This window comes from Paracoccus beibuensis, assembly GCF_026162625.1.
GTDB classification, from domain to species: domain Bacteria; phylum Pseudomonadota; class Alphaproteobacteria; order Rhodobacterales; family Rhodobacteraceae; genus Paracoccus; species Paracoccus beibuensis.
This window is the reverse complement of the sequence record NZ_JAOTBD010000026.1, coordinates 1-18,477: the sequence shown is the minus strand read 5'-3', so window position 1 is coordinate 18,477 and position 18,477 is coordinate 1. Positions and strand designations below refer to the sequence as shown.

Here is an 18,477-nt window from a genome sequence, read left to right as displayed (position 1 = left end):
ATCCCATGGATCGGCAAACGGAACTCGCAGCGCGCGCATGACCAGGCCTTATCTGAACAGATGCCGCAGGGGGGCTGCCTGATGCGCCACACCCTGCCCCATGCGCCGCAATTTTATGTGACGGCGCCGCAGCCGTGCCCTTACCTGCACGGCCGGGCCGAGCGCAAGCTGTTCACGGCGCTGCAGGGCGACAACGCGGCGGACCTGAACGACGCGCTGTCGCGGCAGGGGTTCCGGCGCTCGCAGAACGTGCTTTATCGTCCCAGTTGCGAAAGCTGCGTGGCCTGCATGTCGGCCCGCATTCGCGTGGCCGACTTCAAGCCGTCTCGCACGCAGCGGCGCGTTCAGTCGCGCAACGGGGCGATCCGCCGCCTGGCCACCAGTGCCTGGGCGACCGAGGAGCAGTTCGAACTGTTCCGCCGCTACCTCGACAGCCGCCACGCTGATGGCGGAATGGCCGACATGGACATCTTCGAATTCGCCGCCATGGTCGAGGAGACGCCGGTGAAGACCCGCGTGATCGAGTATCGCTGCAACGGCGACGACCTGTCGCAGATCATTGCGGGCGACGACCACCTGGCGGCGGTCTGCCTGACGGACGTGCTCGATGACGGTCTCAGCCTCGTCTACAGCTTCTATGATCCGATCCTGCGGCCGGCCAGTCTTGGGACCTATATCATCCTCGATCATATCGAGATCGCCCGGGCGGCAGGGCTGCCCTATGTCTACCTGGGCTATTGGGTGCCGGGCAGCCGCAAGATGGACTACAAAGCGCGCTTCGACGCGCTCGAAATCTACAAGGGCGGCGTCTGGCAGGACATCGGCAATCCCGGTGCCCATTCGAACGAGGCGCATCCCCTGTCGGTCGATCCCATCGTCGAGCAGGTGGCACGGATCGCTTTACCGCAGTTTGACCGCTAGGCCGCGAAACAAAGTTTCAATTTGCCCCTCGGCTGCGTCACTTTACCCGCCATTCCCCATTGACCATACCCGGAGGTGCCCCTAGTTTGCGCCGACGCCGGGTCGGAATGTTTGCACTTGGCGCATAACAGCATGGATGGAGCAAGACGATGTCCCGAACGATGACGGGTGCGAGAATGGTGGTCGAAGCGCTGCGCGATCAGGGCGTCGATACCGTATTCGGCTATCCGGGCGGGGCGGTACTACCCATCTATGACGAGATTTTTCAGCAGAACGACATCACCCACGTCCTGGTCCGCCACGAACAGGGCGCGGTCCACATGGCCGAGGGCTATGCCCGCGCCACGGGCAAGCCGGGCGTCGTTCTGGTGACGTCGGGCCCCGGCGCGACCAATGCCGTCACCGGGCTGACCGACGCGCTGCTGGATTCCATCCCGCTGGTCGTCCTGTCGGGCCAAGTCCCGACCTTCATGATCGGCACCGACGGCTTTCAGGAAGCTGATACCGTCGGCATCACCCGGCCCTGCACCAAGCACAACTGGCTGGTGAAGGACACCGACAAGCTGGCGGCGACGATCCACAAGGGGTTTCACGTCGCCACCTCGGGGCGGCCAGGTCCGGTGCTGATCGACGTCCCGAAGGACGTCCAGTTCGCGACCGGCACCTATGTCGGCCCCAAGCAGGTGGACACGGGCAGCTATCAGCCCGCGAAGAAGGGCGACATCGGCGCGATCACCCGCCTGGTCGAGCTGATGGAACAGGCCGAGCGGCCGATCCTCTATACCGGCGGCGGGGTCATCAACTCGGGCAGCGGCGCCAGCCAGCTGCTGCGAGAGCTGGCGGATGCGACGGGCTTCCCGATCACCTCGACGCTGATGGGGCTTGGCGCCTACCCGGCCTCTGGCAAGGGATGGCTGGGGATGCTGGGCATGCACGGCACCTATGAATCGAACCTGGCGATGCACGGCTGCGACCTGATGATCAACATCGGCGCGCGCTTCGACGACCGGATCACCGGCCGCATCGCCGATTTCAGCCCCGGATCGGTCAAGGCGCATATCGACATCGACCAGTCCTCGATCAACAAGGTCGTGCGGGTCGACGTGCCGATCGTCGGCGACGTGGGTCACGTGCTGGAAGACCTGCTGAAGGTCTGGAAGTCGCGCGGCCGCAAGGTGAACAGGGCCGGCCTGCAGGCGTGGTGGGCCCAGATCGAACAATGGCGCGCCCGCAACTGCCTGGCCTTCCGCAACAGCGACATGATCATCAAGCCGCAGCACGCGCTGCAGCGGCTGGAGGCGCTGACCAAGGGCCACGATCGGTATGTCACGACCGAGGTCGGCCAGCACCAGATGTGGGCCGCGCAGTATCTTGGCTTCGAGGGCCCGAACCGCTGGATGACGTCTGGCGGGCTGGGGACGATGGGCTATGGCCTGCCGGCATCGATCGGCGTGCAGATGGCGCATCCCGACGCGCTGGTGATCAACGTGGCTGGCGATGCCAGCTGGCTGATGAACATGCAAGAGATGGGGACAGCGGTGCAGTTCCGCCTGCCCGTCAAGCAGTTCATCCTGAACAACGAACGCCTTGGCATGGTGCGCCAGTGGCAGCAGCTGCTGCATGGCGAACGCTACAGCCAGTCCTGGTCGGACAGCCTGCCCGATTTCGTCAAGCTGGCCGAGGCGTTTGGTTGCGCCGGCGCCCAGGTGCGCGAACCGAAGGACTTGGATGCGGCGATCCAGCAGATGATCGACTATGACGGTCCCTTCATCCTGGACGTGCTGGTCGAGAAGCACGAGAACTGCTTTCCGATGATCCCCTCGGGCAAGCCGCATAACGAGATGCTTCTGGGCGAGGCCGAGACGCAGGGCGTGATCGAATCGGAAGGTGCGGTTCTGGTCTGAACCCGCGGGGGCACTGCCCCCCGCACCTCCACGATATTTCTGCACAGAAGATGAGGGCAGAGCCATGAATGCACTGAACATCCAGAAGGGCATGTCGAGCCATTCGGCCTACGACCTGCGCGACCCGCATGCGCAGGTCGAAGAAAGCCATACGCTGGCCGTCCTCGTCGAGAACGAACCCGGCGTCCTGGCCCGGGTGATCGGGCTCTTCTCGGGGCGCGGGTACAACATCGACAGCCTGACCGTGGCCGAGGTCGATCATACCGGGCACCGGTCGCGCATCACCGTGGTAACGCGCGGCACGCCGTCGGTGATCGAGCAGATCAAGGCGCAGCTTGGGCGGATCGTCGTCGTTCACGAGGTGCATGACCTGACGGTAGAAGGTCCGGCGGTCGAGCGGGAACTGGGACTTTTCAAGGTTCGCGGCCACGGCGAGAAGCGCGTCGAAGCCCTTCGGATTGCAGAGATCTTCCGGGCCAACGTGGTCGATTCGACGCTGGAAAGCTTTGTCTTCGAACTGGTCGGCCCGCCGTCCAAGCTGGACGCCTTTGCCGATCTCATGCGGCCCTTGGGGCTGACGGACCTGGCGCGGACCGGCGTTGCCGCCTTGTCACGTGGAGTCTGAGCGGAAGCGCCTGTCGCTGGCGCCTTTCAAGGGCCGGCGATTGCCCTAGCGGGCGACGCCGGTCCGGACCAGGTCGTGGGTCCGGCACAGCGGCGAATGCGACGGAGCGGAGGCCGCGCATTCAGGCAGATCCTGCGTCGACACCAGCCGCAGTTGCGGCTGCTTCACGGTGCTATCCGACTGTGCCAACGCTTCGGGGATCTGGGGGCAGCACCGTTCGGAGATCATCGACACGTTCAGGGCGTGGCGCAGGTTGCCCACGGTCATCGTTTCAAGCTCGACAAGATCGCCCGGTTGCGGCCATTGCCGGATATCGACAAGGTTCCCGGCTCCTTGCAGATAGGCCAGCGTCGCCTGATCCTCGCACCAGATGATCGCCTTTTCGCGCGATCCGTTGCTCCAAACGACAACGCCGATCATGGGCGCCCCTTCACAAGCTGGACGCCTCAGCGTCATGTTATCACTAAAGTTTGTATTTTTGTGTGAACCTGAGGCGACTAAAGCAGAAACCCGCCGATTAGCCAGCATTATTCTGCTTATAGCGTATTTTTTTTCATCTCGGGGTTGCTGAGTGGCGTCAACGGCACAACCGCGTCGCAGGTAGCGTAAACCTGACCTGAAAGGTTGGCGATCTCCTCTATGTCGACTGCCAGCGACAGGCCGTTGCGCGCATAGTCCAGCATCTCGCGGCTGAGGTCGGCGGCAGCGCGACCGAAGACCGGCGGTGACAGCTGGACCAGGGCAAGCAGGCAGTCCTGCAGCGTCCGCTGAACCTCGACCATGCCGGCACCGTCCCGTGACAGCGGCAAAAGGCTGTCACGCAGCATCTGCTCGACGGTCAGCCCGGGCACATAGACGCGGGGATGAACAACCTCTGGCGTCGCCGCAGACGTCCATCGGGACAGGACCCGCAGCATGCAGATCGTGACCGCCTGCGCCGTGCCGGGATCGTTGACGGCAGGAGAGAGAGCGCGCTGCCCGATCTCTGACAGGACCGCCAGGCCGAAGCGCGGGTCCTGGTCGAAGCTGCGGGTGCGGCGCAACGTGACGCAGGCGATCAGCCGGTCGTCGAACTTCGGATCGGCCGGACGCTGCGAGACGTGGAAGAGCGGACTGGACAGGTGCACCAGGTCGCCGGGCTGCATCATGACGTAGATCAGGATGCCCGCATCCTCGGCCAGGTCCGACAGAGCCTGCATGTCGCAGTTGCGCACATGCCCCACCTCGGGCGACATGATCGGGACGCTGCTTGCCGGGGGCGGACCACGCAGGGGGTTGCCGCCCAGCCAGGGCGCGGCCAGCCGGGCGACCAGCGCTTCCTCGGCCGCCTGCTCTACTCGGGTCAGGTTGTCGCCGATCAGCCCCAGTTCGCCAAGTCGGTTGATCCAGCGCAGCAGCGACACGATGACGATCAGGATCACCACCAGCGTGACCGCGAACAGGACCACCCGCCCGCCGTCGCCGTAAAGCTGCGTCTGCAGCATGATCAGCCCGACAAGGCTGAAGACGAAGGCGCCGATGAAGGTCGCCAGCACCGTCTGGCTGACGCCGTCGCGGACCAGAAGCTGCACCGCCCGCGGCGTCGATCCCGAACTGGCCGTCGCATAGGCCGCCGTCAGGATCGACAGCGAAAACGTCGTGACCGTCAGCATGGACGAGGCGATGATCTGCAGGATCGGCTCGATCGCGTCGGCACCCACGATCCCCGCCAGGCTGTCGGGGATCAGCGGCCGCAGCGCGAAGGCCGCAAGTGCCGTCGCCAACCCCAGCACCGCGAACGAGGTCACGCGGACCCACAGCTTCTCCATCAGCTCGCGAAGGCGAAACCGCAGCCTGCCGATCGTGTGCGGACCCGCCACGATCTAGCGGACCCGCCCCGCCTGCACGTCCTCGACCGCGCGGCGCACCTGCGCCAGGCGCTGCGCGCGCGACGGGTGGGTGCCCAGCACGTGATTGCCCGGATCGGGGATCCTCTGGAACAGCCGAGAGCCGTTGATCGGGTCATAGCCCGCGTTCAGCGCGATGATCGAGCCGAGGTAGTCGGCCTCGAGTTCCCATTCCTTGGAGTAATAGCGCGATCCGACCGAGGCACCGATCTGCTGCGCCCGCTCGACTGCGGCCGCGTCGCCGCCATAGGCGGTGGCCAGGCTGCCCAGCACGACCGCCGCTGCGGTCGATGCCCCCGATTTGCGGTCGAGGTGGTTCAGGATGTGGTGTGCGGCCTCGTGCCCAACGACGAAGGCGATCTCGTCCGGGCTGACGGTCTGGGCGATCAGCGACAGCGTGAACCCGACCACCGGTCGGCCGCTGCGGTCGATGGTCTGGAAGGCGTTCGGCTCCAGCCCCGGGCGGTCGTCGACCACGAAGATGAAGTCGCAGCGGATCGGGCGGGTGCGGCGGTTCAGGCAATCCTGCTGGACCGCAGGCTCCATCCGCCGCATCACCTGCACGAAGCTGCGTGCAGCGCCATCCGGCGTCGCCGCATGGGGGGCCGCGGGTGCCGGCAGGACAGGACGGGCCGGCTGCGGCACCGGCAGCGGTGTTACGACGGGGACCGGCGCACAGGCCGACAGCGTCAGTGCCGTCGCCATCACCGCTGCCCGCCAGCGCCGCCAGATCTGCTTGCCCATGAATCGCGCCTTTGTCCTTCCGGTGCCGTCCCGGCCTTCGTTTCGCCCAGTTTACCTTGCCGACTTCCGGCGTAAAGCCCGGCTGCTTGCCGTCGGACCAACATCACGCGAATGTCGCATCTGCCAAAGGAGATTCTGATGTTCACAATCGAGCATGACTTCGACGCGACCGTGATCACCTTGATCGATGAGGCCGAGCCCGGAGCGAGGCCCCTGAACGAGGATGTCGTGATCCTCAGCTTCGACGACCGCGTCGTGCTGGAGCAGATGAGCCCCGAGGGCGACGAGGTCGTCCGCGTCACCCTGTCGATGCACCAGCTGACCGAGCTGCGGCTGGCCCTGAACCTGCCCGAGGGCAACTACCGCATCGACAGGAGCGTCTAGTCCAGCTTGACCAGCTTGTCGCGGGCGGTATCGCCACGGTTCACCGTCAGGCGCGACCGCGCCACACGCAGGGCACGCGCCAGCAGCTTCAGGACGGCACGGTTGGCCTTGCCATCTTCGGGCGGGGCGGTGACGCGGATGCGCAGCAGGTCGCCCTCGGCCTCCACCGCATTGCGGCGCGGGGTCACGCGCAACGTCAGAAGAAGGCCGGAACGGGCCAGGTGCCTCAGGTCGGTCATGACCCTTCCTTGCGCAGTGCACAGCCGACGGCAAGCCTTGCGACGGCCCGGACCATCTGAAACACATGGCCCACCAAACAGGAGATCCGCATGGACCACCGCAACGACGAGGCGCTGCGTTTCCTTGCCACGCGCCGTTCCCATCCGCCGAAGCTGATGACCGGGCCCGCCCCCGACCAAGAGGACTTGACCCGGCTTCTGACCCTTGCAGCCCGGGTCCCGGACCATGGCAAGCTGGAGCCTTGGCGCTTCATCGTGCTGGGGCGGCAGACGCTGGACGCGCTGGCACCCGCGCTTCACAAGGCGGTGCTGGCCGATGGGCAGGACCAGGCCGCCGCCGACAAGGCCGCGTCGGCCTTTGCATCACCAGTGATCGTCGCGGTCGTGCATTCCCCCGTCAACAGCCTCAAGGTGCCGGAGTGGGAGCAGGTTCTGTCCGCAGGTGCCGTCTGCCTTGGCCTTGTAAACGCTGCGCTGGCGGCGGGCTGGGGCGCGGCCTGGCTGACCGGATTCGCGGCACTGGACGTCGGCTTCGCGCAGGCGCATCTGGGGCTTTCGCCCCAGGAACGCATCGCCGGCCTGATCCACATCGGCACCCGTGGCGCCACGCCCCCCGAACGCCCCCGCCCCGATATCAAGGCCAAGACCGAGTGGCGGCCATGATCCCGGTCCGGGCGCTTGCCAGGGGCTGGGCGGACCTGTTGCGCCCCTCGGTCCTGCGGCTGGTCCTGCTGGGCGTCGCCTTGACGATCGGCCTGTTCGTGGCGCTTCAGGCGCTGATCTTCTGGGCGATCAGGATATGGCTGCCCGGCGGCCTGACCCTGCCATGGCTGGGACAGGTCGAGTTCGGCGCCGTCCTGTCCTGGGGGTCGCTGGCGCTGTTCCCGGTGATGGGCATCTTCCTGATGGCGCCCGTCGCGGCGGGCTTCGCAGGGCTCTTTGCCGAGAACGTCGCCGACGCGGTGGAGCGCCTGCATTACCCGAACCGTCGCGGCCGGTCGCCGGATTTCCTGGACGGGCTTCTGGAGTCGCTGGCGGTGCTTGTCGCCATCCTGGGCGTGACCGTGCTGTCGCTGGTGCTGACGCCGTTCCTGGGCCCGCTGGCGCCCGTCCTGTTCTATGGCGCGAACGGCTGGCTGCTGGGCCGGGAGTTCTTCCAGATGGCCGCCCGCCGCCACCTGGCCGAGGGGCCTGCCCATGCGCTCCGCCGCGCCAACACGGCGCGGGTCACGCTAACGGGGGTTCTGGTGGCGATCGGCCTGACCATCCCGCTGGTCAACATCGCGCTGCCGCTGTTGGCCGCAGCGGCCTTCACGCACCTCTTCCAGATGGTCAGCGGATCAGCTGGTCCAGCATCGAGATATCGGTGCGGGTGATCATCCCGCTGAGGATCACGAAGGCGATGACGCCCCAGATGATCGCGGTGATTCCCGTCGTCCACAGCAGCTTGCGCCGCCAGGGCACGCCCGACGGTGCGCCCGCATGGGTGCCGGGAACGACGCTGCCGGCGTCGGCCTGGCTGCTCTGCCCGATGGGCATCACGCAGAACAGCGTCAGGAACCACAGCGAGGCAAAAAGGACGATGCCGCCGGTCAGGTTCATCAGACTTGCTCCAGTTCGATCAGGCAGCCGTTGAAATCCTTGGGGTGCAGGAACAACACCGGCTTGCCATGGGCGCCGATCTTGGGTTCGCCCGTGCCCAGCACGCGCGCCCCCTCGGCCTTCAGCGTATCGCGGGCGGCGATGATGTCGTCGACCTCAAAGCACATGTGGTGGATGCCGCCCGATGGGTTCTTGTCCAGAAATCCCCGGATCGGGCTGTCGTCGCCCAGGGGATAGAGCAGCTCGACCTTGGTATTCGGCAGCTCGATGAAGACGACGGTGACGCCATGGTCGGGCTCGTCCTGCGGCGCACCGACCTTGGCCCCCAGCGTGTTGGCGTATTGCGCCGCGGCGGCGTCCAGGTCGGGAACGGCGATGGCGACATGGTTCAGGCGACCGATCATCTGATCCTCCGTGTTCGAGCCCCTATCTAGTCGGTTTGACCGGCGCGGGAAAGGAAAAGCGCGGCGATTAACCGGTTCTTAGAGAATCGCGGCTTTAATGATCGTGAAGACATGGATGGGGACCAAGACATGTTGACGGAAACGCAGACCGACCCGGTCAAGCCCTTGCCGCAATGGCGTTTGTCGTTGCCGCAGCGGCCGCTGTCCGGCCTGACCGTGCTGGTGATCGAGGATTCGCGTTTTGCAAGCGAGGCCGTTCGCCTGCTTTGCCTCAAGTCCGGCGCGCGGATTCGCCGCGCGGACTGCCTGCGTTCGGCGGCGCGCCACCTGAGGACCTATCGTCCCGCCGTGGTCATCGTCGACCTGGGCCTGCCCGATGGCGACGGCACCAACCTCATCGGCGAGATGCACGCGGTCGAACCGCGCGTGCCGGTGATCCTGGCGATGTCGGGCGACCCCGACAAGGCGGCATCGGCGCTTGCGGCTGGCGCCGACGGCTTTCTGGCGAAGCCCGTGGAAAGCCTGGCCGTCTTCCAGCAGGCGATCCTGTCCGCGCTGCCGATGGAAGCGAAGACCCTGCGCGTCCTGCCCGACGACGTGATCCAGCCCGACAGATCGGGACTGCGCGACGACCTTGTCCATGTCGCCGAGGTTCTGTCGAACGCGCAGGACACAGCCGCCATCGACTATATCGCCCGCTTCCTGGCAGGCGTGGCGCGATCCGCCCACGATCCCGCGCTGGAGGCGGCGGCCACGGCGCTGGCGCGCGACCACATGGCGGGACATGCGCTGGCCACGGACTTGGCCCGGATCAGCGGCATGGTGCACGACCGTCTGTCCCGCGTGGCCGAGATGTGATCTAGGCGAGCAACCCTGGATCCTGCCCGATGTCGAGGCCGGGAAATACCGCACGTTCCAGCCGGTCCTTCGCAATGCCGAACTTGGCGTGCATCGCCCAGGCCGCATAGGCCCTGATGTCGCGCACCGGCATCAGGTCCCGGCCATCGTACAAAGCGCCCTCGGCAAGGCCGGGCCAACCACCCAGAACCTGACCGCCCCGGACCGCGCCGCCGGCGACCAGCATCGCGCCGCCCGTCCCGTGGTCGGTCCCGGCAGAGCCGTTCTCTCGGGCGGTCCGGCCGAACTCGGTCATCGCCATCACCGTGGTCGTGTCCCAATGCGCACCAAGGCCCGCTTGCAGCGTCAGGATGGTCTTTGACAGGCGCCCCAGCGCGCGGGTCAGCGTCCCCGCCTGACCGGCGTGGGTATCCCATCCCGCCAGAGAGAAGGTCGCGATCCGCGTCTCTCGGTTCAGGCGGTCGGCTGCGAAGCGCGCCAACTCCAGGTGCTCGGGCTGGCGCTTCTTGTCCGGCTGGCGCGGCGACAGGCCGGCGACGATCTCCAGCGCCTCTGCGCTGGCGTCGCGAAACAGCGGGTCGTTGTGGTAGATCCGCGACAACAGCATCTCGGCCTGCGGGCTGAGGTTCAGCGTAGCATCCGGGCTCCAGCTTTTCGCCGGGGCAGGACCGCGCAGAATCCGCATCTGCTCGGCCCCCATCGAATAGGCGGTTTCCGACACCTGACCCGGCATGACCTGCAAAAGGCGGTTCAGCCAGCCGTCCTGCTGCGCATCCAGGTCTAGGTCGGTACCCGTCCCCGCCTCGAGCATGTTCTGCCCGTCGAAATGGCTGCGCTTGTCGCGATAGGGCGTCGAGACGGCGGGCGCGAACGTCATCTGCCCTGCCCGCCACAGCGGCAGCAGGTCCGACAGCCCGGGATGCAGCGCAAAGAACCCGTCAAGATCGGTCGCCCCGTGATCCGGCCCCAGCGACAGCGTGCTGCGCAAGGCGTCGATGCCGTCCATGGCGCCGCGCAGGATGATGACGACCAGCCGGTTTTCCCCCGGCGCGCTGGCGAAGGCGGCGGACGACAGCAACGGGTGCGCCGCGGCCGAACATCCGATGACGGCCGAGGTCTTGAGGAACAGGCGGCGGCTCAGCATGGCGTCATCTCCGATTGAAGTCGGCGGAGGCGAGGACCAGCGCGATCCCCTCGGCCCGGCTTTCGGCGCGCGGCACGGCCCAGGCCACCGCCTCGGACGCCGTTCCGCCAAGGGCATGGGCCAGGAAGTCGCGCGGGTCGGGCAGATCGCCCGCAAGGCCGGCGACGTGGGTCAGCGCCCAGTTGATCCGCATCGCAATACCTTGCGGAGCGCCCCAGACCTCGGACGCCTCGGGCCACCCGTCGGGACCGTCAGGCAAGCCCCAGGGCTGGCCCATCACCGCCATCGGCCGCAGCAGGCGCTGGTTCAGCACGCCCGGCTTCAGCGCCGACACCTGCGGGCCGTCGGCACCAAGCGCCCGAAGGCTGGTCACCAAAAATTCGAATGGCTGGCGCAGCTTCTGGCGAAAGTGGCTTTCCAGCTCCGGCGCCTCGGCCAACGCCAGGTTCATTGCCGCAAGATCGCCGCCCGCATCGGTAAAGACACCCGCCAGCCGGTCCACCAGCGCCTGCGGAGGATCGTCCGCCACGAAATGCACCGCCATCTTGCGCGCGATGTGCCGCGCGGTCGCATCGTGGGTCGCCAAGTCGTCGATGACGTCGCGGATGTCGCTGAAATTCGCCACGGCCTGCGGGCTTCCATAGGTCTGCCCAAGCACCTCCTCGGGACCCGGCTCGGCCAGCTTTGGCTGGAATACGCCCGGATGCTTCGGATGATAAGTCAGGCCGGTCAGAAGGGCGGCCAGTTCCTCGACATCGTGCTGGGTGTAGCCCGCACCGACGCCCAGGCTGTGCAGCTCGATCATCTCTCGCGCCAGGTTTTCGTTCAGGCCGCCGGCCCGTTTGGGATTGCGCTGCGCCACGATCGAGTTCGGGCCGACCGACCGGCCCTGGTCCAGGTAGCGCAGCATCGCGGGATGTGTCTCGGCGGCGTACATCATGTCGGCGAACCGCCCCGCCAGGTGCGGCCGGATCGCGTCCTGCACGAATGCCGCCATCATCAGGTTGGTATAGAGCGTACCGCCCGCCACCGTGAAGTGGTCGGACCAGAACCAGACCAGCCGCTCGCCGAACCCGCCGGGATCGTCGACCGCCCTGGCGAAACGCGCCAGAATATCCGCCCTGTGACGCGAGCCGAGGCGCATCCGGTATTCGCGGCTGGCCCGGCCGGCCTCGGCGCCACCCTTTCGGGCGGCCCTGGCAAGCCTGTTGCCGGTCCTCTGCCATTCGCGCATCCGGTCGAGCGTGATCCCGTCCGGGTCGGGCGCGGCGCGTGCGACCGATGCCGCGACGGCGGCCGGGTCGCCCGGCGAGGGCTGTCGCGGCGACAATCCGAACCCCAGCCGGATCGCGGCAAGCTGGTCGTAGGGGATTGACATGGGCAGGCGCTCCCGTGGCATTCTGCTCTGCAGCAACATGCCACGGCGGGCGCCGCCCTGTCAGGTCACTCTTTCGGCAACGCGCGCAGGCGCAGTTCGCGCATCTGCTCGTTGGTGGGCTCGGAGGGCGCGCCCATCATCAGGTCCTCGGCCCGCTGGTTCATCGGGAACATGATGACCTCGCGGATGTTCTGCTCATCCGCCAGCAGCATGACGATGCGGTCGATACCCGCCGCGCAACCGCCGTGCGGCGGCGCGCCATAGCGGAACGCCTTGACCATGCCGCCGAAACGCTTCTCGACCTCCGACGCCGGATAGCCGGCGATCTCGAACGCCTTGAACATGATCTCGGGCTTGTGGTTCCGGATCGCTCCGCTGATCAGCTCGTACCCGTTGCAGGCCAGGTCGTACTGATAGCCCTTGACCGCCAGCGGATCTCCCTCCAGCGCCTCCATCCCGCCCTGCGGCATGCTGAACGGGTTGTGGCTGAAGTCGATCTTGCCGTCGTCGGTCTTCTCGTACATCGGGAAATCAACGATCCAGGCGAACTTGAACTGGTTTTCGTCGATCAGGCCAAGTTCGCGCCCGATCTCGGTGCGGGCACGGCCGGCAACGGCCTCGAACTGCTCGGGCTTGCCGCCAACAAAGAAGGCCGCGTCGCCCTCCGCCAGGTTTAGCTGCTGACGGATCATTTCGGTCTTTTCAGCGCCAAGCGCCTTAGCGATGGGACCGGCGGCTTCGAGCGGACCGAAATGATAGTCGATCAAAAACTTTGCTCGCAAGTATTCGCTAGAATCGATCGCCTTCTGTATTGCACCCTTCGCGTCAGAATTTTCTTTCTCGTGAAGAAAATCACGAACTTTCAAGAAAATCTCTCCAAGTTTTTGTGGGTCATCAACGTCGATTTGGGCAATTGGGCCGTTCGGCAGAGCATCAATACTCTCTATGAGGTCTGCGGCATCGGGAACCGGGGGTCTTTTACGCCAGAAGATATAGCCCATGCCGGGCAGGCCTTGGTTCTGAGCAAAGGCGTTCATGCGGTCGGCGAACTTACGCGATCCCCCGCCCGGTGCAGGAATGGCGCGGACCTCGGTTCCCTCCTGCTCCAGCAGCTTGGCGAAGATGCCGAAGCCCGAGCCGCGGAAATGTTCGCTGACCACCTGCATCTCGATCGGGTTGCGCAGGTCCGGCTTGTCGGTGCCGTATTTCAGCAGCGACTCGGCGTAGGGGATCAGCGGCCAGTCGGTGTCGACGCGGCGCCCGCCACCGAACTCCTCGAAGAGACCCTGCATGACGGGCTGAATCGCCGCGAAAACGTCCTCTTGCCGGACAAAGGACATCTCCATGTCCAGCTGGTAGAAGTCGGTGGGCGAACGGTCGGCGCGCGGGTCCTCGTCGCGGAAGCAGGGGGCGATCTGGAAATACTTGTCGAAGCCTGCCACCATGATCAGCTGCTTGAACTGCTGGGGGGCCTGCGGAAGGGCATAGAACTTGCCCGGATGCAGGCGCGAGGGCACCAGGAAGTCGCGCGCGCCTTCGGGCGACGATGCCGTGATGATCGGCGTCTGGAACTCGGTGAAGTTCTGGTCCCACATCCGGTTGCGGATCGAGCGGATGACCTTTGACCGCAGCATGATGTTGTTGTGCAGGCTGTCGCGGCGCAGGTCCAGGAAGCGATAGGCCAGGCGCGTTTCCTCGGGGTAGTCCTGGTCGCCGAAGACCGGCAGGGGCAGCTCGTCCGCGGGGCCCAGCACCTCGATCTCGGTCGCATAGACCTCGATCTCGCCGGTGGGCAGCTTGGGATTGACCAGCGACGCGTCGCGCAGCTTGACGCGGCCGTCGATGCGGATCACCGTTTCGGCGCGCAGCTTGTCCATCGTGGCAAAGGCCGGGCTGTCGCTGTCGGCCAGCACCTGCGTCATGCCGTAGTGGTCGCGCAGGTCCACGAAGAGCACGCCCCCGTGGTCGCGAACGCGATGCACCCAGCCCGACAGGCGGACGGTTTCACCGGCATTGGCGGCTTTCAGATCGCCGCAGGTATGGCTGCGATAGGCGTGCATGATCGGTCCCCGGTTGTTCAGCCCCCGCACAAAGCGCGGGACGGGCGGGAAGTCAACCGCTCAGAAGGGACGCACCACGTTGCCGGTATAGAAATAGACCCCCATCCCGACGGTGAAGAGAACGTTGCCCGCAACGGCATGCAGCACCCAAGCCGAAGGCAGGCCGTGGCGCAGATAGGCCCGCGCAAAGATCAGCCCGCCGACGAAGGTCATGATCGCGACGATCCAGGACCAGTACATCAAGTGGGCGAAGGCGAAGATGGCAGCGTTCAGGACGATTGCGGACTGGCCCTGCGGCAGGATCGCGCCATAGCGATGGAAGAACAGGGGCCGGAAGATCAGTTCTTGCGGCAGGGCGGACAGTATCGGGTAGAAGGCCCAGATGACGGGCAGGAACTCTGGCCGGTTTCGCGGCAGGGAAAACAGCGCCTCGGGCGCGGCGATCGACAGGATGGCGATGCCCGACACCAGCGTGGCGGCCGCAATGCCCATCACCTCCAGCCACGGGATCAACCGCCAGCCGCGCACCAGGACGCGCCAGCGGAACCCGCCGGTGAACCACAGAAGGCCCAGGCCGGCGACGCTGAAGATCGCCAGCGCCGTGAACAGCCCGTCCGGCGGCAGGAACAGCGCGATGGCCAGCGGCGCCCCGATATAGAGCGCCGCGAACTCGACCCGCAGCCAGCGGTGAGCCGTTATCGTACCAGACGTCTCTGCAACCATCTTGCCCAATCCGCTGCGGAGCCGGCAAATGCGTTCAGGTCCGTGTCGCCCTGGATGCCCGGGACGATCCCGGTGCCGGTATATTGCCAGAAGGCCCAGCTTTGACCGGGATAGGTCACCCTGGGATGAGCCGCGACCGAGCGCAGCCAGAATTCGGCGTTCAGGCGGCCCATCTGGTTCTCGCGGTAGAAATCAACGGTGGTGTAGATGATCGGGCGCTGGCCATAATGCCGGCCCACGATCTGCAGGAATATCTCGGCCTCTCGCAGGACCTCGGCAGCCGGGGGGCGGCGCGGGCAGTTGCGGGAATTGGACCATTCCATGTCCAGGACGGGTGGCAGCGAGCCTGCCTCGCGCGGGACGTTGCGGATGTACCAATAGGCATTCTCAGCCCCCGATCGGCAGAAGTAATAGAAGTGGTAGGCGCCGCGCGGGATGCGGGCCTGCGCGGCCTCGTACCAGTAGCGGCGGAAGTTCGGGTCCGCGTGGTCGCCACCCTCGGTCGCCTTGATAAAGGCGAAGCTGATCCCGGCATTGCGAACCCTGTTCCAGTCGATGTCGCCCTGCCACCGAGAGATGTCGATCCCGTGAACCGCGTGCCCATAGGGCGCGCCGCGCGTCCATTCGTGCGGACGCCGGTCGCCCAGCTGCGGATTCGCCCCCGGCCCCGGCGCAGCCTGATATCCGCCATATCCGCCCGGCCCGCGTGGTGGCGTCCTTGCACAGGAGACCGCAAACCCCAAAACCGCCATTGCCAGCAGCAACCTGACCAAAACCTTCATTCCTGCCCCATGCTCCAAGATCCCAAGTACCACCCGATGCGCGTTTCGCGTCTTTGAGCGGCGTTATCTCAGGAGCGTGAGGTTTTGTCATCGGCTCTGGCCAGTCACGGTTGCGTCAGCGGGACGAGACCGTCCCCCGCACAAGTCAGTTTGCAGGGGCGACCTCTTCAACCGGCCCCTCGGGCGAACCCGGTTGGGTCGGCTCGGCGCCTGCGGGCAGATCGGCGGCTCCGACGGGGGATTGGGTGTTGGCGGCAGGCGTCTCGGCGTCCGAAACGACAGGTGCGCCTTCCCCCAACTCCGTGCCCTCGGCCTCGGTCACCGTGGTGCCCGCAGGCGGCTCGGTCGTGGCGATGCCGTCGTTGTTTTCGTCTGCGCCCGGCGTGAAGACCAGGAATGCCACCAGCGCCACCGCCAGCACGAAAATGATCGCGATGATCGCGGGCTTGTGCCGCGGAGCGGCGCGTTCGGGTTCGTGGTTGTGGGACATCGGCTTACCTCGGCAGGTGGTTCATCGGAAAACGTTTCCTGCCGAACCTTGGTTCCGGTCGCAAAGCCGTTCCCACCAAAGGGCGCCGATCCTGCGGGGCTTGGCAATCGCAGCGCGGGTCTGTCATGTAGCCCATATGCCACCGTCATAGGGTCCGGCCCGTTGACGTCTTGCCTCAGGACCTTGCCCATGAATTCTTCAAGCCCCTCGACCGCCCATTTGCCCGAAGGCTTGCTGGCCGAAGCGCCCTGCCACGCCGACCGCGCCTTCGTGACGCTGGTCAGCAACCCTGACTACCTTCCGGGGGCAGAGGCGCTGCTGAGGTCGCTGCGGCTGACCGGAACCGGCGCGGACTTGGTGGTGATGCATCGCGGCCTGCAGCCCGAACACTTGGACCGTCTGCGACAGCTTGGCGCGCGCCTGATCGCGGCGGACCTTCTGCCAACGTCCGAGGCATTCGATCTCGCCCATGCCCGCGATGCGCTGCATTCGCGCGCCGCCTTCACCAGGGGGGGCAAGCCCGATTTCCATACCCCGCTGGACAATTTCGTCAAGCTGCGCCTGTGGCAGCTGGATTACGACCGCTGCGCCTTCATCGACGCGGACGCCATCGTCCTGCGCCCTGTGGACAAGCTGTTCGACATGCCGGAATTCTGCGCCGCCCCCAACGTCTATGACGGTCTGGACGGCTTTCACCGCATGAACTCGGGCGTCTTCACGGCCCGTCCGGACCCTGCGACTTTCCGGGCGATGATGGGCCATCTGGACCGGCCGGGCGTCTTCTGGCGGCGCACGGACCAGACCTTCCTGCAGGACTTCTTCCCCGACTGGCACGGCCTGTCGATCAACCACAACCTGCTGCAATATGTGTGGATGCAGATGCCCGGCCTGTGGAGTTGGGACGACATCCGCATCCTGCATTTCCAGTACGAAAAGCCCTGGCAGGATCACGACAAGGCCGACCGGCTGCGCCCGCTGATCGACCTGTGGCGCACCATCGCGGCAGGGGGTCCGATGCCCGACCTTTCGGCGCTGCCCGGCCCCTCCGCCTGATGCGGGTCGCCCTTACCGGCGCAAGCGGCATCGTCGGCGGCTTCGTTGCCTCGGCGCTGCTGCGGGCGGGCCACGAGGTGACTTCGCTGGACCGCGCGCATGGCTGGAGCCTGGGGCAGCCCGCGCCGCTGGCCGGCCACCACGCGCTGATCCACTGCGCCTTCGCCCATGCCCCCGGCCGCTATCGCGGAGGAGAGGGCGACGATCCGCAAGGCTTCGTTCAGACGAACCTGGGTGGCAGCCGCGCCATCTTCGATCAGGCCGTGGCCGAAGGGGTCGGCCGCGTCCTGTTCCTGTCGTCACGAGCCGTCCACGACGGCCACCCGCCCGGCACGCGCCTGAGCGACGACCTGGAGCCCGCCCCCACCAGCCTCTATGGTGAGGTCAAGGCCGAGGCCGAGGTGCAACTTGCATCGCTGCGCTCACGCGGAATCGCCACCTGCGCCCTGCGCGCCACCGGGGTCTACGGCCCCCGCGCGGCGAACAAGTGGCGGTCGCTCTTCGCCGACTACCTTGCCAGGCGCCCCGTCGCCCCCCGCGTCGCTACCGAGGTTCACGCGGACGACTTGGCGCAGGCGCTGGTGCTGCTGCTGGACGACCCGGCGCCGCCGCCCACGCTGAACTGCAGCGACATCGTTCTGGACCGACACGACCTGCTGGCCCTGATCGACAGCCCCCATCCGCTGCCACCACGCGCGGACGCCACTGCCTTGCGGGTGCCGGATTGCCGCGGCCTGATCGCGGCGGGCTGGCGGCCGGGCGGCATGGCGCGCCTGCGGGCCACGCTTCCCGACATGCTGAGGCTGAACCCATGATCCTTCCCGGGATAAGGGACATCGTCCGAGACCGCCCGCGCGGCGGGTGTCCTTCTGCGTCATCCGTCCGATTTGTCATCACGGCAGGCGCTCCATCTTCCTGGCCGGTAGAACCTCCACGCGATCCCGCGCACGCTTGGTCGCGACAGGAACGTCGACACCTCAAGACCCAAGGCGAAAGCAGATAGCAGATAGCAGATAGCAAATAGCAAATAGCAAATAGCAAAGAAGCCACCGGTGGGTTCAACCTGTCAGCGCAACATCTTTGATCCGAGATGTTCTGGAGGGGACCCGCGATGGCACGAACCGGTCGCCCGGGCTTGTCGCATGATCAGAAGACCGAGCTCTGGCGCCGTTGGAAGGCCGGGGAGACGCTGAGTGGTATCGGGCGGGCTTTGGGCAGGCATGCCGCTTCGGTGTTTGGCGTTGTCGCGGCAAAGGCTGGCTTTGCACCGGCGCCCCGAT

21 protein-coding genes and 1 pseudogene are annotated in these 18,477 nt (G+C 66.3%); 10 read left to right on the top strand and 12 right to left on the bottom strand.

Annotation, left to right across the window (positions count from 1 at the left end; all coding sequences use genetic code 11):
* Window positions 1-81 precede the first annotated feature (81 nt).
* The 3 genes from OC159_RS14455 (at window position 82) to ilvN (ending at window position 3,450) form a co-directional block, all read left to right on the top strand.
* Window positions 82-921, top strand: coding sequence for an arginyltransferase (locus tag OC159_RS14455; RefSeq protein ID WP_265501882.1), 840 nt, complete (start codon window positions 82-84; stop codon window positions 919-921).
* A gap of 149 nt (window positions 922-1,070) precedes the next feature.
* Window positions 1,071-2,825, top strand: coding sequence for an acetolactate synthase 3 large subunit (locus tag OC159_RS14450; protein ID WP_265501881.1), 1,755 nt, complete (start codon window positions 1,071-1,073; stop codon window positions 2,823-2,825).
* 64 nt (window positions 2,826-2,889) lie between these two features.
* On the top strand, window positions 2,890-3,450 hold the full coding sequence (gene ilvN, locus OC159_RS14445; protein ID WP_265501880.1) for an acetolactate synthase small subunit: 561 nt from the start codon (window positions 2,890-2,892) through the stop codon (window positions 3,448-3,450).
* Between the two features lie 45 nt (window positions 3,451-3,495).
* Here ilvN and OC159_RS14440 read toward each other — a convergent pair whose 3' ends face one another.
* The 3 genes from OC159_RS14440 to OC159_RS14430 form a co-directional block, all read right to left on the bottom strand.
* A complete protein-coding gene (locus OC159_RS14440) occupies window positions 3,496-3,870 on the bottom strand; it encodes a hypothetical protein (RefSeq protein ID WP_265501879.1) in 375 nt (124 codons plus the stop codon).
* Between the two features lie 116 nt (window positions 3,871-3,986).
* On the bottom strand, window positions 3,987-5,309 hold the full coding sequence (locus OC159_RS14435) for a DUF2254 domain-containing protein (protein WP_265501878.1): 1,323 nt from the start codon (window positions 5,307-5,309) through the stop codon (window positions 3,987-3,989).
* A gap of 3 nt (window positions 5,310-5,312) precedes the next feature.
* Window positions 5,313-6,080, bottom strand: a complete 768-nt coding sequence (locus OC159_RS14430; RefSeq protein WP_265501877.1) for a M48 family metalloprotease — start codon at window positions 6,078-6,080, stop codon at window positions 5,313-5,315.
* 138 nt (window positions 6,081-6,218) lie between these two features.
* Here OC159_RS14430 and OC159_RS14425 point away from each other — a divergent pair, with 138 nt between their 5' ends.
* On the top strand, window positions 6,219-6,464 hold the full coding sequence (locus tag OC159_RS14425; protein ID WP_265501876.1) for a hypothetical protein: 246 nt from the start codon (window positions 6,219-6,221) through the stop codon (window positions 6,462-6,464).
* Here the strand turns inward: OC159_RS14425 and OC159_RS14420 are convergent.
* The gene (locus tag OC159_RS14420; protein WP_265501875.1) at window positions 6,461-6,703 is read right to left on the bottom strand and encodes a DUF167 domain-containing protein; all 243 of its coding nucleotides are present in this window, start codon (window positions 6,701-6,703) and stop codon (window positions 6,461-6,463) included. The genes OC159_RS14425 and OC159_RS14420 overlap by 4 nt on opposite strands.
* A gap of 90 nt (window positions 6,704-6,793) precedes the next feature.
* Between OC159_RS14420 and OC159_RS14415 the strand changes: the two genes are divergently transcribed.
* The gene (locus OC159_RS14415; protein ID WP_265501874.1) at window positions 6,794-7,366 is read left to right on the top strand and encodes a nitroreductase family protein; all 573 of its coding nucleotides are present in this window, start codon (window positions 6,794-6,796) and stop codon (window positions 7,364-7,366) included.
* The gene (locus tag OC159_RS14410) at window positions 7,363-8,079 is read left to right on the top strand and encodes an EI24 domain-containing protein (RefSeq protein WP_265501911.1); all 717 of its coding nucleotides are present in this window, start codon (window positions 7,363-7,365) and stop codon (window positions 8,077-8,079) included. The genes OC159_RS14415 and OC159_RS14410 overlap by 4 nt, the downstream gene beginning before the upstream one ends.
* Here OC159_RS14410 and OC159_RS14405 read toward each other — a convergent pair.
* Together OC159_RS14405 and mce are read right to left on the bottom strand one after the other, a co-directional pair.
* Complete coding sequence (locus tag OC159_RS14405; protein WP_265501873.1) at window positions 8,036-8,305, bottom strand: DUF1467 family protein; 270 nt, start codon at window positions 8,303-8,305, stop codon at window positions 8,036-8,038. The two genes, OC159_RS14410 and OC159_RS14405, sit on opposite strands and share 44 nt — an antisense overlap.
* Window positions 8,305-8,709, bottom strand: a complete 405-nt coding sequence (gene mce, locus OC159_RS14400) for a methylmalonyl-CoA epimerase (protein ID WP_265501872.1) — start codon at window positions 8,707-8,709, stop codon at window positions 8,305-8,307. The genes OC159_RS14405 and mce overlap by 1 nt, the downstream gene beginning before the upstream one ends.
* A 129-nt stretch (window positions 8,710-8,838) precedes the next feature.
* On the opposite strand from mce, the gene OC159_RS14395 reads away from it, so the two are divergent.
* Window positions 8,839-9,567: a response regulator gene (locus OC159_RS14395; protein WP_265501871.1), complete on the top strand. Its 729-nt coding sequence runs from the start codon at window positions 8,839-8,841 to the stop codon at window positions 9,565-9,567.
* A gap of 1 nt (window position 9,568) precedes the next feature.
* Here the strand turns inward: OC159_RS14395 and OC159_RS14390 are convergent, their stop codons facing one another.
* From OC159_RS14390 to OC159_RS14365, 6 genes are all read right to left on the bottom strand, one after another.
* A complete protein-coding gene (locus tag OC159_RS14390; protein WP_265501870.1) occupies window positions 9,569-10,711 on the bottom strand; it encodes a DUF1501 domain-containing protein in 1,143 nt (380 codons plus the stop codon).
* A gap of 4 nt (window positions 10,712-10,715) precedes the next feature.
* A complete protein-coding gene (locus tag OC159_RS14385; protein WP_265501869.1) occupies window positions 10,716-12,089 on the bottom strand; it encodes a DUF1800 domain-containing protein in 1,374 nt (457 codons plus the stop codon).
* Window positions 12,090-12,154: 65 nt separating this feature from the next.
* Window positions 12,155-14,149 carry an aspartate--tRNA ligase gene (gene aspS, locus OC159_RS14380; RefSeq protein WP_265501868.1) on the bottom strand — a complete coding sequence of 665 codons (1,995 nt, stop codon included), beginning with the start codon at window positions 14,147-14,149 and terminating at the stop codon, window positions 12,155-12,157.
* A gap of 60 nt (window positions 14,150-14,209) precedes the next feature.
* Window positions 14,210-14,872 carry a CPBP family intramembrane glutamic endopeptidase gene (locus OC159_RS14375; RefSeq protein WP_265501867.1) on the bottom strand — a complete coding sequence of 221 codons (663 nt, stop codon included), beginning with the start codon at window positions 14,870-14,872 and terminating at the stop codon, window positions 14,210-14,212.
* Window positions 14,845-15,654: a glycoside hydrolase family 25 protein gene (locus OC159_RS14370; RefSeq protein ID WP_265501866.1), complete on the bottom strand. Its 810-nt coding sequence runs from the start codon at window positions 15,652-15,654 to the stop codon at window positions 14,845-14,847. Before OC159_RS14370 ends, OC159_RS14375 begins: the two co-directional genes overlap by 28 nt.
* Before the next feature lie 145 nt (window positions 15,655-15,799).
* Complete coding sequence (locus OC159_RS14365) at window positions 15,800-16,144, bottom strand: hypothetical protein (RefSeq protein ID WP_265501865.1); 345 nt, start codon at window positions 16,142-16,144, stop codon at window positions 15,800-15,802.
* Window positions 16,145-16,333: 189 nt separating this feature from the next.
* Here OC159_RS14365 and OC159_RS14360 point away from each other — a divergent pair, with 189 nt between their 5' ends.
* From OC159_RS14360 to OC159_RS20365, 3 genes and pseudogenes are all read left to right on the top strand, one after another.
* On the top strand, window positions 16,334-17,197 hold the full coding sequence (locus tag OC159_RS14360; RefSeq protein WP_265501864.1) for a glycosyltransferase: 864 nt from the start codon (window positions 16,334-16,336) through the stop codon (window positions 17,195-17,197).
* Window positions 17,197-18,012: an NAD-dependent epimerase/dehydratase family protein gene (locus tag OC159_RS14355; RefSeq protein WP_265501863.1), complete on the top strand. Its 816-nt coding sequence runs from the start codon at window positions 17,197-17,199 to the stop codon at window positions 18,010-18,012. Before OC159_RS14360 ends, OC159_RS14355 begins: the two co-directional genes overlap by 1 nt.
* A gap of 296 nt (window positions 18,013-18,308) precedes the next feature.
* Window positions 18,309-18,477: pseudogene (locus OC159_RS20365) on the top strand (IS30 family transposase); the annotation flags it as partial.

Excerpts from the sequence above, each read along its gene's own strand:
- OC159_RS14455 (WP_265501882.1), top strand. The coding sequence starts at position 82 with ATGCGCCACACCCTGCCCCATGCGCCGCAATTTTATGTGACGGCGCCG.
- OC159_RS14450 (WP_265501881.1), top strand. The coding sequence starts at position 1,071 with ATGTCCCGAACGATGACGGGTGCGAGAATGGTGGTCGAAGCGCTGCGC.
- ilvN (WP_265501880.1), top strand. The coding sequence starts at position 2,890 with ATGAATGCACTGAACATCCAGAAGGGCATGTCGAGCCATTCGGCCTAC.
- OC159_RS14440 (WP_265501879.1), bottom strand. The coding sequence starts at position 3,870 with ATGATCGGCGTTGTCGTTTGGAGCAACGGATCGCGCGAAAAGGCGATC.
- OC159_RS14430 (WP_265501877.1), bottom strand. The coding sequence starts at position 6,080 with ATGGGCAAGCAGATCTGGCGGCGCTGGCGGGCAGCGGTGATGGCGACG.
- OC159_RS14425 (WP_265501876.1), top strand. The coding sequence starts at position 6,219 with ATGTTCACAATCGAGCATGACTTCGACGCGACCGTGATCACCTTGATC.
- OC159_RS14420 (WP_265501875.1), bottom strand. The coding sequence starts at position 6,703 with ATGACCGACCTGAGGCACCTGGCCCGTTCCGGCCTTCTTCTGACGTTG.
- OC159_RS14415 (WP_265501874.1), top strand. The coding sequence starts at position 6,794 with ATGGACCACCGCAACGACGAGGCGCTGCGTTTCCTTGCCACGCGCCGT.
- OC159_RS14410 (WP_265501911.1), top strand. The coding sequence starts at position 7,363 with ATGATCCCGGTCCGGGCGCTTGCCAGGGGCTGGGCGGACCTGTTGCGC.
- OC159_RS14405 (WP_265501873.1), bottom strand. The coding sequence starts at position 8,305 with ATGAACCTGACCGGCGGCATCGTCCTTTTTGCCTCGCTGTGGTTCCTG.
- mce (WP_265501872.1), bottom strand. The coding sequence starts at position 8,709 with ATGATCGGTCGCCTGAACCATGTCGCCATCGCCGTTCCCGACCTGGAC.
- OC159_RS14395 (WP_265501871.1), top strand. The coding sequence starts at position 8,839 with ATGTTGACGGAAACGCAGACCGACCCGGTCAAGCCCTTGCCGCAATGG.
- OC159_RS14390 (WP_265501870.1), bottom strand. The coding sequence starts at position 10,711 with ATGCTGAGCCGCCGCCTGTTCCTCAAGACCTCGGCCGTCATCGGATGT.
- OC159_RS14385 (WP_265501869.1), bottom strand. The coding sequence starts at position 12,089 with ATGTCAATCCCCTACGACCAGCTTGCCGCGATCCGGCTGGGGTTCGGA.
- aspS (WP_265501868.1), bottom strand. The coding sequence starts at position 14,149 with ATGCACGCCTATCGCAGCCATACCTGCGGCGATCTGAAAGCCGCCAAT.
- OC159_RS14375 (WP_265501867.1), bottom strand. The coding sequence starts at position 14,872 with ATGGTTGCAGAGACGTCTGGTACGATAACGGCTCACCGCTGGCTGCGG.
- OC159_RS14370 (WP_265501866.1), bottom strand. The coding sequence starts at position 15,654 with ATGAAGGTTTTGGTCAGGTTGCTGCTGGCAATGGCGGTTTTGGGGTTT.
- OC159_RS14365 (WP_265501865.1), bottom strand. The coding sequence starts at position 16,144 with ATGTCCCACAACCACGAACCCGAACGCGCCGCTCCGCGGCACAAGCCC.
- OC159_RS14360 (WP_265501864.1), top strand. The coding sequence starts at position 16,334 with ATGAATTCTTCAAGCCCCTCGACCGCCCATTTGCCCGAAGGCTTGCTG.
- OC159_RS14355 (WP_265501863.1), top strand. The coding sequence starts at position 17,197 with ATGCGGGTCGCCCTTACCGGCGCAAGCGGCATCGTCGGCGGCTTCGTT.